Here is a 14291-nt window from a genome sequence, read left to right as displayed (position 1 = left end):
CTGCTGTCAGAGCCCCGCGTTTCTCATGGCCTCGCGAGTCAGTTGTCGGGACAGATCATTGCGATGCTGACCGATATCGGTCAGCAGGTCTGCGTAACGTCGCTCTTCCAATGGCGCATCGACGAGTACATCCTCTGCGGAAATGCCCAATAGATTTCCGAGGCGTATCAGTTTCTCCGACAGTGGTTTGAGCAGACTCTTGTCCTTGAGGCCTGCCCATTGCGCCTTCGCCTCCTTCAATTCTTCAAGCCACTCGAGTTTGTTCTCGAAGAGGCGGTCATTGCGCTCGTATTGCATCGGATGAGTCTTGCGCAAATGGCGCTCCCAGAAGTTGTCCGACGTGAGGTTGATCATTCGGTCTATCAGCCCGTCGTTCTGTTCCCGCCGCATGATCATTCGGTGAGCCAATTCGATCGCCTCTTTTGTGACGCCGGAACGAGGCTGGTAGCGCATGCCGTCAGACTGCCAGGGCAGTTCCAGCCGTTCAGCCAGCCCGGTCTCGAATGCCAGATGGATTTCGACCTCATCCGGTGCCGGCTTGTCCGGGTAGATCAGGTTCTGTTGTTCCTGACGGCTGTATTCCACGCGGGCCTCGTCGCTCACCAGGTCCAGCCGTGCCGCGCTGCGCGCCAGGCGCACGAGTCTGTCATCCAGCACCCGGGCGGAAGTCGGCTCGGCGTAGGCTTTGGACACCAGCACTTTCACTCCCAGTGAGTTGAACAGTTGCGCCCCCAGATCGCCACAGTCCTCCGGGGACACGATCTGTCTGAACAGTTTTTCGCGCAGCTCCGAGTCGAGCGTTGCGGCTTCGACCATTTCCCAGACACGCTGGGTCAGTTTTCGGCGAGCGGGATCCGTCCGGTAATCCGCGCTTTCCCTCTGCTTGGCAATCACGCTGAAAAAACCGGCGGAGTCGGGTTCGGCCATCAGGTCGTGCCAGGACTCTTCGCGATACTTTCGGTACGCTATGGACGGGCTGAAACCGGCCCCTTCATCGTAAGGTGCTTGCCAATGGCTGAGCTCGGTTTTGTCCGCCTCCGCATAATCCAGCACAGATCCCAAGCCTGAAGACTTGCGATATTCGTCATAGCGTACCCGTTGCTCATTGGTCAGCTTTTCTGTTTTAAAACGTGCGCGACTTAGGACGAACGCCTGATCAGAGCCCGGCGTGACTTCGGGCAGGGTGTTGATCGGCGTATCCCTCATGTCGAGCATGAAACAGCGTGGTCGGTGCCGATCGATGTTGCCGACCTTGAATAGTCCTTCGGGCCAGCTCTGGATACCGGTATTAGCCAGGCTCAGCTCCTCCAGCCGGTACATTCGCCCGACATCCGGTGGTATGCGCAAGGGATTGCCGTTCAGGTTCAGGGTGCGCAGACGCACCAGGCCATCGAGTTGTTTGCTGGATCTGTAGGTCATGCGGACGCGGTTATCGGTCAGGTCCAGGCCTTCGAGTTGACGCATCTGGCCAACGCTGGAAGGTATCTCCTTCAGGCCGCACTGGCGGACGCTCAATTGCCGCAGATGGGGGAAGCTGCCGAGCAGTCCGTCGGGATCTGCCGAGAGCGATGTCTTGTTGAGCTTCAGTGTAGTGATCTGATCAATGTGCTGCTTCATGCCGGGTTGCTCGCGCATGTCTTTCCACCAGCGCTCGAGATCCTTGCCGCCGAACTCGGTGGTCAGATCCAGCGTGTAGCCTTGCTCGGAATGGACACTTTGCTCATTGAAGCGCTCGCTTTTGCGCTCGAAACACGCAATCAACTTTCTCTCGATGAGCTGTCCGCCATTATGAATGTAATCGTAGGAGGCTCTGAGAATTGGTTGTCCCACGTCATCGTCTCCGGAGGGATGCCTTTCTCGCCATTTCGTTAAAGCCCTGCGTAGTTCCTGGCGTTCGGTCTCCAGTTTGACGATGGCGTCCACCGCATTACCGTCACCTTTGCGCTTCAATATTTCAATGAACGTGTTGACCTCTCTGGTACTCATCTTCGGGTAGAGCTCACTGACGCGTTGTTCCAGAGTCGGCTCAGCCCAAAACCATGGCCAGCCGCGCACCAGGGTTTCGGTCTCAATCGTTGCCACCGGTCGAATCGGCGGTTCTGCCAGCGCGGTGCGGCGCTGCGCAGGGGCGGCGGCCTCATCCATGATCCAGCGTTTCAGCGGGCGACCCTGACCGCGTTGGTAACCCACGGCAGGCAATGTTTCGGCAGGCACTGCATGCAGGATCGACTCGTAGAAATCATCCGCGTCATGCAGCTGGGTATTGTTGATGTCGAGCACTTCATAGCGACCTTGTTCGTCGCGGATCAGGCGCCGGACGGTCGTTGCTTCATCTGGCCCGACGCTACAGCGCAGCGGCCCGTCATAGGTGCCATCGCGTACTTCCAGGCGCAGGTCGGCGAAGGTGTCGGTATTGAGCCTGAGGGTGTTGAGCGCCAGGCGTTCACTCTCTGCGGTCATCAGTTCGTCGTGATAGAAACCCTCGTAAGCGCGGCTGGCAGAGGCTTCGAAATCCAGTTCTCGGGCCTGGGTCTTGAGGCGCAACGGCAGGCGATTTTCGTCGGTGATTCTTTGCAATTCGGCGGCCCTGGCCTGGGCCAGGAGGTTTTCGGCGAGCGGCAGCGGTAGATCCGGAAAGGTCTTTTTGACGATGGTGATGTCGGCTTTGTCTGATCTTTCCAGGGCTTGATAGGTATGACGGGATATGGCGCCACGGCGCTCATCGACGGCATCGGCGAGCTGATTGCGCAAGGCTGCGACGCGTTCGTCATGGGCAACGTTGCGCCCCAGGAGGTTGTTCATTTCTTCGTCGGTGAGAAAGTCCGCCACCCGATCTGGCAAGCGGCCCATGTTCAGATCGGCGAGGCTGATGCTCAAGGTGTCGGCCGGCGAAGCCTGCGGGTTGCCGTATTTGCGCGAATAACCGCTCAGACTGGCATCGGCAAACACCTCCAGCGCTTTGCCGCCGGGCCAGCCCGGCAATGCCGTCATCATCGGCTCCAGCCAGACCGCCTGTGGATCGATCGGACGCCCGCCGCGAATGTCGGCACTCGCCGTGAGCACATCGTCGTAAGCGTTGAAGCGTTTGACCGTATCGGCCAGCAGCGGCGGCGGCGGGCTGTTGTCGAGATGCATCTGGCGTAGCGCCTGGTGATCGGTGCCGCTGCTGATGCGGATTTGCTCAAGCTCGGTAGGGGAAAATCGTTCGACGCTGTGCCCCAGTCGCCGCATCAGATCTTCATTCGACCAGTCGTGCGGGGTTTCCACTTCATGCACCCAGGCGCCGTGGCCGTTGTGTTCGATTTGCGGTCGATAGGCATTGGCGCGGCTCGGGTGTTTGATGCGGTGGGTGTTGGACGTCGCGTCATTCGAGGCTTTTTCGACGACGTACAGCTTGCCTTCGAGCGGCAGGAGGTTTTCGTTGCCGTACTGGTGCAGGCCATGTCGATCGGGTTTGGCGTCCGGCGAGAGCAGTAGATCGTTGCGTTCGTAAGGGCTCAGGTCCGGGTGCCATAAACTGTTTTTGCCATCAGGCAACTTGACCGGTTTCATGCCATCGACCAGCGATGACAGCTTGACGCCAAAGGCTTCGCCGATCTGTGCACCCGCCGCGAAGGCCGCCAACTGAATGAAGTCAGTGACCACGCTGATGACATGCCCGGCGGCTTCCTGCCATAGCCCTTCGGCCATATCGACGATGCCTTCGATGACATCGCTGGTCAGTTGGTAGGCGGTGTAGGCCATCATCAGTTCGCCCAGCCCCGGCACAAACGGGGTGGCGATCAACAGCGCGACATTGAAAATGTCCGAGACGATTTTCTTGAAGTTGTCCCACCACGCCCAGCGCGCCTTGCTGTCGGTGTCGGCGGTGGACACGGCGATTTCCCGGGCGTCGTTGAGAATCTTGTTGAGCTTTTGCTGGTAAGCGTGTTGCCAGTAATTGCCTTGCACTGGCAATTGTTGCATCTGCAGGTTCGGGTTCTCCACGGGGTCCTTGCGCCAGGGCGGCAACTGATCGGTGCGGTCCTCTCGCGGGTGGTACCTGACGATGAAGAGCCGTTGTTCAAGGGAGGCGAAAAAATGACCGCGCTGTTGCTGGTCGACAAACTGGCTGAAAAACTGGCGAAAGGTCTGTTGGGTGGAGGCGCACAGCGCGTCCTCCCGCAGTTGCCGCGCCAGTTCGGTTTTGAAGGCTTTGAGAGAGTTGTATTCCTTCAGCGGGTGATCCGGATCATGAGGGACGTAGACAATCAGCCGTCGCACACCGCGATTGTCTCGTGTTCTGTGCATCAGCAGGAGCACCCCCGTCAGCCGGGTTTCGAGCATTGACAGGTCGCAGCACAGCATCGTTCGGCCATTGAGCAGTAGCGGCTTGTCCTCCGCCAGGTTCAGCAACATTTTGTAGGCGTCGTACTGGATATCGTCCAGGATCAACGCCAGGTGCGCCGCGACGGCGAGGGCGTCTTTCTGACTTTCATTCACTTTGTATTGCAGCACGCTTTCGGCCAGCGGTTCGCCGGGCAGCAGGTAGCTTTGCAGATGTTTCTTGTACTGCGCGCCGATGTCCAGATCACGGCACAGCGTCTGAAACTGACTGATGGGCATTGCACCTTTGATCGGCACCATATCGAACAGACCGCGCTCATCGGGCTGGCTGATGTAGTCCGACCCATGCTCCACCGTTTCACTGCTGGCGAAGTTGTGCAGGGCGGCATCCAGAAGCGAGACCGTGCGGGTAACGACGCCCTTGGAAACATCGATGACGTACCACGGTTTGTCCTTCGGCAGGTACAGGCGCAGAAAAGTGCTTTTGACGTCCGGCTCAATGCCGTGACGCTCCTTGATTTTTGCCTTGAGCAGCGGTTCGGCGAAGGTGTAGAGATCGGTTTTGGCCAACAGATCGTCAACCTGATTCTGCGAACTCCAGGCCTTGAGATTGGCGTCGGTCAGCCCGTCCAGATAGGCGGCGGGTGCGCTGGTGTACCAGGATTCAATCTTCAGCGGTGTGGCCGCTAACGCTTCGCCCCGGCTGACGGTGGCGGTCTTGAAATTGTCGTTGACGGCGGATTTGATGAATTCGTAGTGCCGTCCTTTATCCGCGTTTTCCGCAGGCTGGGGAGAGAGAGACATGGCCAATCATCCTTGATTGTTGAGGAGTGATCAGCCTACTCAGGGCAGGGCAAAACAAAAGTTCAAAGATCGGGAGGCAAACAGCGCTACGGGTCAGCAACCCGACGAAAATTCGAATCTGAAAAATATATGAATACCACCTGCCGAAGCGAAAATTCGTCACCCTGATGCAGAAAGGCCCGACACGATTTGTTACCTCGCTGTAGGGCGCGGCGCCTCCAGCATCGCCACGCTGGCGGTTGGCGCTGGTGTGCATTGTGAGGCGCTGCCCGGTTGCAGATACGGCGTCAGAATCGGTGCCATACCCTTGAGCACCTGCACTGGCAGGGCCGAGGTGAACTTGAAGTTCTCCGCCGAGCGCCCCGGAACGAACGCGGTGAGGGTGCCGAAATGGTGGTCGCCGATGTAGAACACGAAGGTCGCGGTACGGTTGATCGACTTCGAACTGAGGATGCGTCCGCCCGAACCGATGGCTTCGATGCGGTTGTCACCGGTACCCGTTTTGCCACCCATGGCCAGTGGGCTGCCATCAGGCAGTTTGAAACTGCCGGAAACACGTTTTGCCGTACCGGCGTCGACCACTTGCGACAGCGCTTCACGCATGGCCGTGGCGACTTCGGATGGCATCACCCGTTTGCCGACATGCGGGTCGTTGACCAGTTGCGTTTCGTACGGCGTACCGGCAGCAAAATGCAGGCTGTCGATGCGTAGCGTCGGCATGCGCACGCCATCATTGAGGATGGTGCCGATCAACTCGGCCAGGGCGGCAGGGCGGTCACCGGAGCTGCCAATGGCGGTGGCCAGCGACGGCACCAGATGATCGAACGGGTAGCCGACTTTCTGCCAGCGCTGGTGAATCTCAAGGAACGCTTCGATCTCGAGCATGGTGCGAATACGGCTGTCGCGGGCGCCTTTGTGCTTGCTTTTGAACAGCCAGCTGTAGACTTCCTGACGCTCGAAATGGCTGGCCTTGACGATCTCGCTGAAGGTCGCGTCCGGGTGGTTCAGCAGGTAGCCCATCATCCACAAGTCCAGCGGGTGCACCTTGGCGATGAAGCCTTGATCGGGCAAATCGTAACTGCCGGGACCGTAGGAATCGTAGAGACGGATCAGGCGATCATCGGTGAGTTTTTCCGTGAGCTTGGCGCCTTTGAGGTGTGAGCGCACGAAGGTGTTGAAGTCTTCCTGACTGGCATCCGGTAGCAGGTAGCGATGCACGGCGGCCATGCGAATCGGCGTCGGGCGCATGCTGTCGAGGAAGGTATCGAGACGTGCCTGAGTGTCTTTGTTTTTGTACTTTTTCCAGAACTTGAGCTGAAACGCTGTGCCTTCGCGATCGGCGAAATTTGCCAGGTATTCCTGCCGGCGCGGGTCACGATCATCCTTGAGCAATTCGGCACTGCTATTGGGGCCGGAGTAGGTGGTGTAGCGCACCAGATCGCGCATCAGGCGAATGAACGGCAGGTTGATCGATTCCCGCAGTGCATCGCGCAAAGTCGGCATGCGGCCGTTGTCTTCCTTGCGAAAGTTGTGGAACACATGCAAACCGCCGCCGGTGAAAAATGCCTCGCCAGGGCTGGCCGAGTATTTGCGGTCGAGGGCTGCGCCAAGCATCTTCGACAGGTCGTGATCCTTGTTCTGGATCAGGTAGTCGATGACCCACTGGCTCAGGCGATCCTGATCGGGGACGTCGACTTTTTTCAGTTCGGGCACGCTCATGGCGCCGTACTTGTCGTGCAGTTCGGCGATGATTTGCAGGTACGTGGTGAGCACACGCATTTTCGCAGTGGAGCCAAGTTCGAGCTTGCTGCCTTCGTTGATGTCGAACGGCTGGTCGGTGCTGTCGGTCTGCACCCGCACACGGGAACCGTCCGGGGTCAGCTCGAAGAGGGTGAAGCTGTAGCGCACTTGCGTGGTGCTGGTCGGCGTCAGCAAGCGTTCACCGAGCAGGCCGATTTCGGCGGCATAGGCCGGGTCGGCGAGTTTCTTCAGGTACGCAGTGGCCTGGGTTTGCAGGTCGCCCTGCAGGGTGCTGGTGGCCGAGAGGTCGAGGCGGTCGAGATCGTACAGCGGCCGGTTGAGCATGCTCGCCAGACGACTGCGGGCGGCGCTGATGCCTTTGTTGGTTTCGATCGGCTGGAGGGTCGGCTGGGTCTGCCAATCGCGATAAGTGACCTTGCTGGTGAGGGCGGCATCGGCCAGGGCGTTGTCGATCACACCGTTCTGTTTGAGCAGACGCAAATGGCTGTCGGTGAGGTCGGCAAGTTCTTCGCGGCCCTTGGTCAGATAATGCGAAGGGCGGCGCTGGGCGATCATCAGCGACAACATCTCGCGCAGTGCCAGGCCTTTGGCGGCCATGGTTTTTGGATCGGTGGCCGGACTGTTCAGCTGTTCATTGGCCTGGTTGAAGTCACTGCCGTACCAGACGCGCAACCCTTCCGCCATGCCATGCACTTCGCCATGCCCCGGCACCGCCGACAACGGCACGCTGTTGAGATAGTCACGCACGATGTTCTGCCGTGCCCCTAGCGTCTGCGGGCCGGGCTGATAGGCGCGCACGCTGGCGGACATCATCTGCCGCAGTTTTTCCGCGCCCGACACCGTCAGGCCGTCAGGGGAGTGCCGATACTTTTCCAACTGCGTCGCCAATGTACTGCCGCCCGCCGACTGGCCGGGCAGGTGCAGCAGTTTCGCCACTTGCGACCACGCCGCCATGCCGAAGCGCGGCCAGTCCACGGCGGGGTTGGCCAGCGGCTGCTTCGGGTCGAGCAGAAAACGGTTTTCGATGAACAGCAGGCTGCTGACCACCACGGGCGGGATCGCTGCGAAGTCGGCATACAGTTGTTGCGGATAGTTGTACTTGTACAGCGGCGCGGCGCGGCAATCGGTGATCGACAGCCCGGCCTGGATCTTCTCCGAATACGGCACGAACAGGCCTTTGTCGGTGTAGCTGAGCAGCGCCGGGGAAAAGCGCGTCTGCTCGGTGATGACGTAATTGCGTTTAAGCAGGCGTGGCAGGAATTCATCCAGCGAGCTGTAACCCAGACGCAGGTCGAACGGCCCATTGCCCGGATAGCGAATCGCTTCGCTGGGGCCGGGTTCGAGGGTGTACGTCAGTGAAGCTGCGTACTGGCTGAGCTCGCGAGACTGGAAGCGCGAGGTGCGCATTTCCTTGGACGCGGCCAGTCCCACGACAATCGCGATAATCACCAGCAACAACCAGAAAGCCTTCCACCCATGCCGGTTGCGGCGGGGTTTTTCAGGGACAGGCGCTTCATCCACACGGTCAGTCGGAACCACGGCTTTACTCGAATCGGTTTGCCACAAAGCGCCCATAGTCGATTGATCCATTCACGCAGATTGATCGGACTTGTCTGAAGCTTAGACGGTGGTTGGGGCTGGTGAAAAAAATGTGCGGGATGGGGGAGGGGAGTTGCTGAATAAATCTGGAAGGCGGGTGCCGGAGGGAAAATGAGCCTGGAGCAAACTTTTTGGCGAGGGAGATCTGAGCGGCCGCAATAGAACCGTTCAGCAATAAAGTTGACCAAGCGGACACATGACGATGCACCAATGCTGTGCAATACTCGGCGGCTTTTTCGGCGGCGAATAATCCTACGTAAAGCAGGGAATGCCTCTCGGCATACCGGGCTTTTACCGAGAGTTGTCGCTGAATGTTGTGACTTATAGAGTGAAAACTCCTGCCCAAGGCTTTTTATACTGCACGCCCCGCTGATCTTTCAGGTTGCCCTGCAAGACGCGTCTGCCCACAAAGCAGGCGCGGTTTCATATCCAGCCAAGGCTTATCGGCCGACGCTTCGACACTCGGTGGTCATATCCAATAACAAGACGAGGTTGCACCCCTATGCCAGTTGGCAATCACCTGCCTCACGGCGACACCGCTCAGGGCGGTCCGCTCAAACGCGAACTCGGCGAACGGCATATTCGCCTGATGGCGCTCGGTGCCTGTATCGGCGTCGGGCTGTTCCTGGGTTCCGCCAAGGCCATCGAAATGGCCGGCCCGGCGATCATGCTGTCCTACATTCTCGGTGGTCTGGCGATCCTGGTGATCATGCGTGCCCTCGGCGAAATGGCCGTGCACAACCCGGTCGCCGGCTCCTTCAGCCGCTACGCGCAAGACTATCTCGGCCCGTTGGCAGGCTTCCTCACTGGCTGGAATTACTGGTTCCTGTGGCTGGTGACCTGCGTCGCGGAAATCACGGCGGTGGCCGTGTACATGGGCATCTGGTTCCCCGATGTGCCACGCTGGATCTGGGCCCTCGCGGCGCTGATCAGCATGGGCTCGGTCAACCTGATCGCGGTGAAGGCCTTCGGTGAATTCGAGTTCTGGTTCGCCCTGATCAAGATCGTCACCATCATCGCCATGGTCATCGGCGGCGTCGGCATCATCGCCTTTGGTTTCGGCAATGATGGCGTGGCGCTGGGGATTTCCAACCTGTGGGCCCACGGTGGCTTCATGCCCAACGGCGTGACCGGCGTGCTGATGTCCCTGCAAATGGTGATGTTCGCCTACCTCGGCGTCGAGATGATCGGTCTGACCGCCGGTGAAGCGAAGAACCCGCAAAAGACCATTCCTGACGCGATCGGCTCGGTGTTCTGGCGGATTCTGCTGTTCTACGTCGGCGCACTGTTCGTGATCCTGTCGATCTACCCGTGGAATGAAATCGGCACTCAGGGCAGTCCGTTCGTGATGACCTTCGAACGTCTGGGCATCAAGACTGCCGCCGGCATCATCAACTTCGTGGTGATCACGGCGGCGCTGTCGTCGTGCAACGGCGGCATCTTCAGCACCGGGCGCATGCTCTACAGCCTGGCGCAAAATGGTCAGGCGCCGGCCGGTTTTGCCAAGACGTCGAATAATGGTGTGCCGCGTCGTGCATTGTTGTTGTCGATCGCTGCCTTGTTGGTGGGCGTTCTGCTCAACTATCTGGTGCCGGAAAAAGTCTTTGTCTGGGTGACCTCGATTGCCACCTTCGGCGCGATCTGGACCTGGGTGATGATCCTGCTCGCCCAGCTGAAATTCCGCAAAGGCCTGAGTGCCAGCGAACGTGCCGGCCTCAAGTACAAGATGTGGCTGTACCCGGTCAGCTCGTACTTCGCGCTGGCATTTCTGGTGCTGGTGGTGGGCCTGATGGCGTACTTTCCGGACACCCGCGTGGCGCTGTATGTGGGCCCGGCGTTCCTGGTGCTGCTGACGGTGTTGTTTTACGTGTTCAAGCTGCAACCGACCAACGTAGCGCAAGGTGCGGTGCGTTCGGCGTCGTAAGTTGTAAATCACGCCAGCGAAAAAGCAAAAGATCGCAGTCAGCGGCAGCTCCTACAGAGAATCTCACCCTATAGGAGCTGCCGCAGGCTGCGATCTTTTGCCGTTTTACCGCCGGTCAGAAAGAGCGATACAAACCCGACGCTGAGGTTCAAACCTGTACCTGTATCACTTGGCGCGGTAGTGAATAGAGGCGCAGCGATGAGGATCAGCGATTTTGTCGTTCGCGAACTCGGCCCGCGCCAGGTCCTGCTGTTCTTTGTGCTGGCGACCGGGTTGTATGTTCTGCCGTTGATCCTCGCCGACTTTCCCTACATCGACGACAACTGGCGTGCGCTGGCCGCGGGCAATGCGTGGGCCGGGTACGGGCGGCTGTTTGCCGACTGGCTGTATCAAGTATTGACGTTCACCGGCGCTGCGCCGGATATCTTCCCTTTGCCGTTGCTGCTCGCCACGGTGGCGATGAGTCTGGCGCTGACCCGTCTGACGTTTCACTACTTTGCCGAACCGACATTGGCCTGTTGTCTGGTGCCGTTGCCGCTCTGGTACAACCCGTTCCTGCTACAGAATTTCTCCTATCAGTATGACGGGCCGAGCATGGCCTTGAGTCTGGTGGCGATGGTCTGCGCGATCACCTTTCACGGTTCGACGCGGGTGCAACGCTGGCTGGTACCGTCGGCACTGATTGCAGTGGGCATCGGGTTGTACCAGATCAGCGTCAACGTCTTTCTGGGCTTGTGTTGTGTGGAACTGCTCAGGGCGCTGCACCGGCGAGTCTCGAGGACGGAGGGCCTGCATTTGCTTGGCAGCAAGCTTGCGCAGCTCGGTCTTGGCGTCGCAATCTATGGCGTCACCGCGTACCCGTTCATGGCGGCCTCGCGGCAAGCGCAGCTGCTCGACAGGGCAGGGCATCCATTACTGCAAATCATCACCAACATCGGCCGCGTGCTGGAAAAAATCGCGCTGTTATTTCACGGTGGATATCTTTGGGTATTTGCTGCTCTGGTGCTTTTTGCACTCTGGGGACTGACGCGTCTCGCAGGGATGGAGCGGCGCGCGAGCTATGCGATCCTCGGCCTGGCCACTTTCGCGGTGCTGGTATTGCTGGTGCCGGGCATCACGTTGCTGTTTCGCGACTTCAATGAGGGCGCGCGAACATTGATAGGCTTCGGTGTGCTGCTGGTATTTCTGTTCTATCTCGCCCGTCTGGCGCTGGCGCCACATCACCGCTTGTTGCCCTTGCTGCTGATCATCCCGCTGCTGGCGACGTTGTCGCTGTCCTTTGCCTACGGCCGCGTGCTGACGATGCAGAAAACCTTCGCCGCGGCTGCGCTGTACAGCCTCGGTCACGACATCGCCGCTCATCGCGAGCTACGGGAAGCGAAGCGCATTTACCTGTCGATCAACTACTCCGAGCGCTGGCTGGCCAGTGCCGAGGGATCGTTCAGGCAACTGCCGGTTTTGCGTTATCTGCTGAATGTCGATTACTACATGCTCGCGGAAAACCTGCCCTCGGTGGGCATCACCAATGTGGTGGCCGAACGTGAGCGACGCAACGCCACCCACGTTGGCTACCGGGGTTATCCAGCGCTGGTGGAAAGTCTGTATTACCGCATTTATCTGCTTGGCGATTATGGCTTTATCGTGATGAAAGAGCCGCCGCACGGACGGTTGTTGCAGTGGTGAAGCGCTGACCGTTCGTCGCAATCAGCCCTGTACCTGTAATTTCTGACAGTAGACCGCCAGCGCGTGATGACCTAGGTTGGCTGTTCGCCAAAAACGGCTTTGGCAAGGAACCGAGATGAAAGGATTCTCTGCATTGACTGTGATCCGCCTCGCCGATGGACTGATTCACTGGCAGATATTTTTTGTCCTGTGCACCGCAGCGGGGCTGACTCAAGCCGCGAGTAATTTCGCAGCGTTTTGCGTGGCCGCTGCGTTCTCGTTTTACGTGAATGTGCTGTATACCTTCGAGCGCAATACGTCGCTGCTCGGCTATCTGTTATTTATCGGCGGGATGGGCGGGGTGAGTGTTGCCATCGGCTCGATTGCCGATGCACAGCATTGGCATGGATGGGTCACCGTGGCGTCTTTCACGCTGCTCAATCTGTTGGCAGGCTACCTGTTTTTCCGGTTTGTCTTGTTGCGCGAGCATCAGGAGTAACGCGCCAGCCCACTGTGCAGACCGGCGCATTGGCCGTTACGCGGCCGCGACTTCCTGCGGCTCGAAACTGTCCGCCCGCGCCATCTGCCACATCCGCGAATAGAACTCGCCGTTGACTTCCCCGGTGAGCAATTCCCCCGGTTTCAAGAACACGTGCAACTGCGAGAACAGTTTGATCTCAGTCGCCGACATGCGTCGCACCAAGTGCTTGGCCGACAGTTGCGACGGATGTTCAAGCCCGGCCGCCGCGAGCATTTCCGCCAGCGCTTTCAAGGTATTGCGATGGAAGTTGAACACCCGCTGCGCCTTGTCCGGCACCACCAGCGCACGTTGGCGCAAGGCGTCCTGAGTCGCCACGCCGGTCGGGCATTTGTTGGTGTGGCAGCTCTGCGACTGAATGCAGCCGATGGCGAACATGAAGCCGCGCGCGGAGTTGGCCCAGTCGGCACCGATGGCCAGCACGCTGGCGATGTCGAAGGCGCTGACGATCTTGCCGCTGGCGCCGAGTTTGATCTTGTCACGCAAGTTGAGGCCGACCAGGGTGTTGTGGACAAACAACAGACCTTCGCGCATCGGCACACCGATATGGTCGGTGAACTCGACCGGTGCGGCGCCGGTGCCACCTTCCTTGCCGTCGACGACGATGAAGTCGGGAAGGATGCCGGTTTCCAGCATGGCTTTGGCGATGCCCATGAACTCCCACGGATGGCCGAGGCAGAACTTGAAACCCACCGGTTTGCCGCCGGACAGTTCACGCAGTTGCTGGATGAACTGCATCATTTCCAGCGGCGTGGAAAACGCGCTGTGACGGGACGGCGACACGCAGTCTTCGCCCATCATGATCCCGCGGGTTTCGGCGATTTCCTTGGTGACTTTGTGTTTGGGCAGAATGCCGCCGTGGCCGGGTTTGGCGCCCTGGCTCATCTTGATTTCGATCATCCGCACTTGCGGATTCTGCGCCTGGGCAGCGAAGCGTTCCGGGTCGAAGCGGCCGTCACTGGTGCGGCAACCGAAATAGCCACTGCCCAGCTCCCAGGTCAGGTCGCCACCGTGTTCTCGGTGATACGGGCTGATGCTGCCTTCGCCGGTGTCGTGGGCGAAGTTGCCGAGTTTTGCGCCCTGGTTCAACGCGCGAATCGCGTTGGCGCTGAGCGAGCCGAAGCTCATCGCCGAGATGTTGAACACCGACGCCGAGTACGGCTGACTGCACTGCGGGCCGCCGACGGTGACGCGGAAACTGCTCGGGTCGCTCAACGGCGCCGGGCGCATCGAGTGGCCGATGAACTCGAAGCCCGATTGATAGACATCGATCAGCGTGCCGAACGGTTTGTCGGCGGTTTCGTTTTTCGCTCGCGAATAGACCAGCGAACGTTGCGCACGGGAGAAGGGCAGGGCGTCGCTGTCGGACTCCAGCAGGTACTGGCGGATCTCCGGGCGGATGCCTTCGACCAGATAGCGGATGTTGCCGAGGATCGGGTAATTGCGGCGCACCGCGTGCGGGCTTTGCAGCAGGTCGAACAGACCGATCAGGCTCAGGACTCCGGTAACGGCGGTGATCGGCCACAGCCAGTCGTGTTCGAGGAAAGGCAGGCTGGCGAGGGTGAAAATCACGCAGACGGCAAAGAAGGCGTAGCGGCTCAGGAGTGACAGGCTCATACGGTTTCCTTGGTTCGGACTCGGAATAATCAGCGCTGCAGTTCTTTGTGGGAGCGAGCT

General features: G+C 59.3%; 6 protein-coding genes. 3 read left to right on the top strand and 3 right to left on the bottom strand.

Translation table 11 applies throughout. From position 1 onward, the window contains the following. Window positions 1-6: 6 nt before the first annotated feature. Together ACIF4X_RS09115 and ACIF4X_RS09110 are read right to left on the bottom strand one after the other, a co-directional pair. A complete protein-coding gene (locus ACIF4X_RS09115; RefSeq protein ID WP_397481854.1) occupies window positions 7-5130 on the bottom strand; it encodes an NEL-type E3 ubiquitin ligase domain-containing protein in 5124 nt (1707 codons plus the stop codon). A 192-nt stretch (window positions 5131-5322) separates the two neighbouring features. Beyond that, on the bottom strand, window positions 5323-8466 hold the full coding sequence (locus ACIF4X_RS09110) for a transglycosylase domain-containing protein (RefSeq protein WP_397481853.1): 3144 nt from the start codon (window positions 8464-8466) through the stop codon (window positions 5323-5325). Between the two features lie 526 nt (window positions 8467-8992). Here ACIF4X_RS09110 and ACIF4X_RS09105 point away from each other — a divergent pair. From ACIF4X_RS09105 to ACIF4X_RS09095, 3 genes are all read left to right on the top strand, one after another. Next, window positions 8993-10414, top strand: coding sequence for an amino acid permease (locus ACIF4X_RS09105; protein ID WP_397481852.1), 1422 nt, complete (start codon window positions 8993-8995; stop codon window positions 10412-10414). 198 nt (window positions 10415-10612) lie between these two features. Then, entirely contained in the window at window positions 10613-12097 is a 1485-nt protein-coding gene (locus ACIF4X_RS09100) for a glucosyltransferase domain-containing protein (RefSeq protein ID WP_397481851.1), read from the top strand. 115 nt (window positions 12098-12212) lie between these two features. Further along, window positions 12213-12575, top strand: coding sequence for a polysaccharide synthesis protein GtrA (locus ACIF4X_RS09095; RefSeq protein WP_397481850.1), 363 nt, complete (start codon window positions 12213-12215; stop codon window positions 12573-12575). 36 nt (window positions 12576-12611) lie between these two features. On the opposite strand, the gene ACIF4X_RS09090 is transcribed toward ACIF4X_RS09095, so the two are convergent. After that, window positions 12612-14231 (bottom strand): FMN-binding glutamate synthase family protein, encoded by a 1620-nt coding sequence (locus tag ACIF4X_RS09090; RefSeq protein ID WP_397481849.1) that lies wholly within the window; start codon window positions 14229-14231, stop codon window positions 12612-12614. Window positions 14232-14291: the final 60 nt, after the last annotated feature.

The sequence above is a fragment of the Pseudomonas sp. NPDC085632 genome, from assembly GCF_044541255.1.
Lineage (GTDB): Bacteria > Pseudomonadota > Gammaproteobacteria > Pseudomonadales > Pseudomonadaceae > Aquipseudomonas.
Note: the sequence above shows the minus strand (reverse complement) of the source record. Positions and strands in the feature narration are given on the sequence as shown.

What these genes read in the sequence shown, in the direction of transcription:
- ACIF4X_RS09115 (WP_397481854.1), bottom strand. Translation starts at nt 5,130, where the DNA reads ATGTCTCTCTCTCCCCAGCCTGCGGAAAACGCGGATAAAGGACGGCAC.
- ACIF4X_RS09100 (WP_397481851.1), top strand. Translation starts at nt 10,613, where the DNA reads ATGAGGATCAGCGATTTTGTCGTTCGCGAACTCGGCCCGCGCCAGGTC.
- ACIF4X_RS09090 (WP_397481849.1), bottom strand. Translation starts at nt 14,231, where the DNA reads ATGAGCCTGTCACTCCTGAGCCGCTACGCCTTCTTTGCCGTCTGCGTG.
- ACIF4X_RS09095 (WP_397481850.1), top strand. Translation starts at nt 12,213, where the DNA reads ATGAAAGGATTCTCTGCATTGACTGTGATCCGCCTCGCCGATGGACTG.
- ACIF4X_RS09105 (WP_397481852.1), top strand. Translation starts at nt 8,993, where the DNA reads ATGCCAGTTGGCAATCACCTGCCTCACGGCGACACCGCTCAGGGCGGT.
- ACIF4X_RS09110 (WP_397481853.1), bottom strand. Translation starts at nt 8,466, where the DNA reads ATGGGCGCTTTGTGGCAAACCGATTCGAGTAAAGCCGTGGTTCCGACT.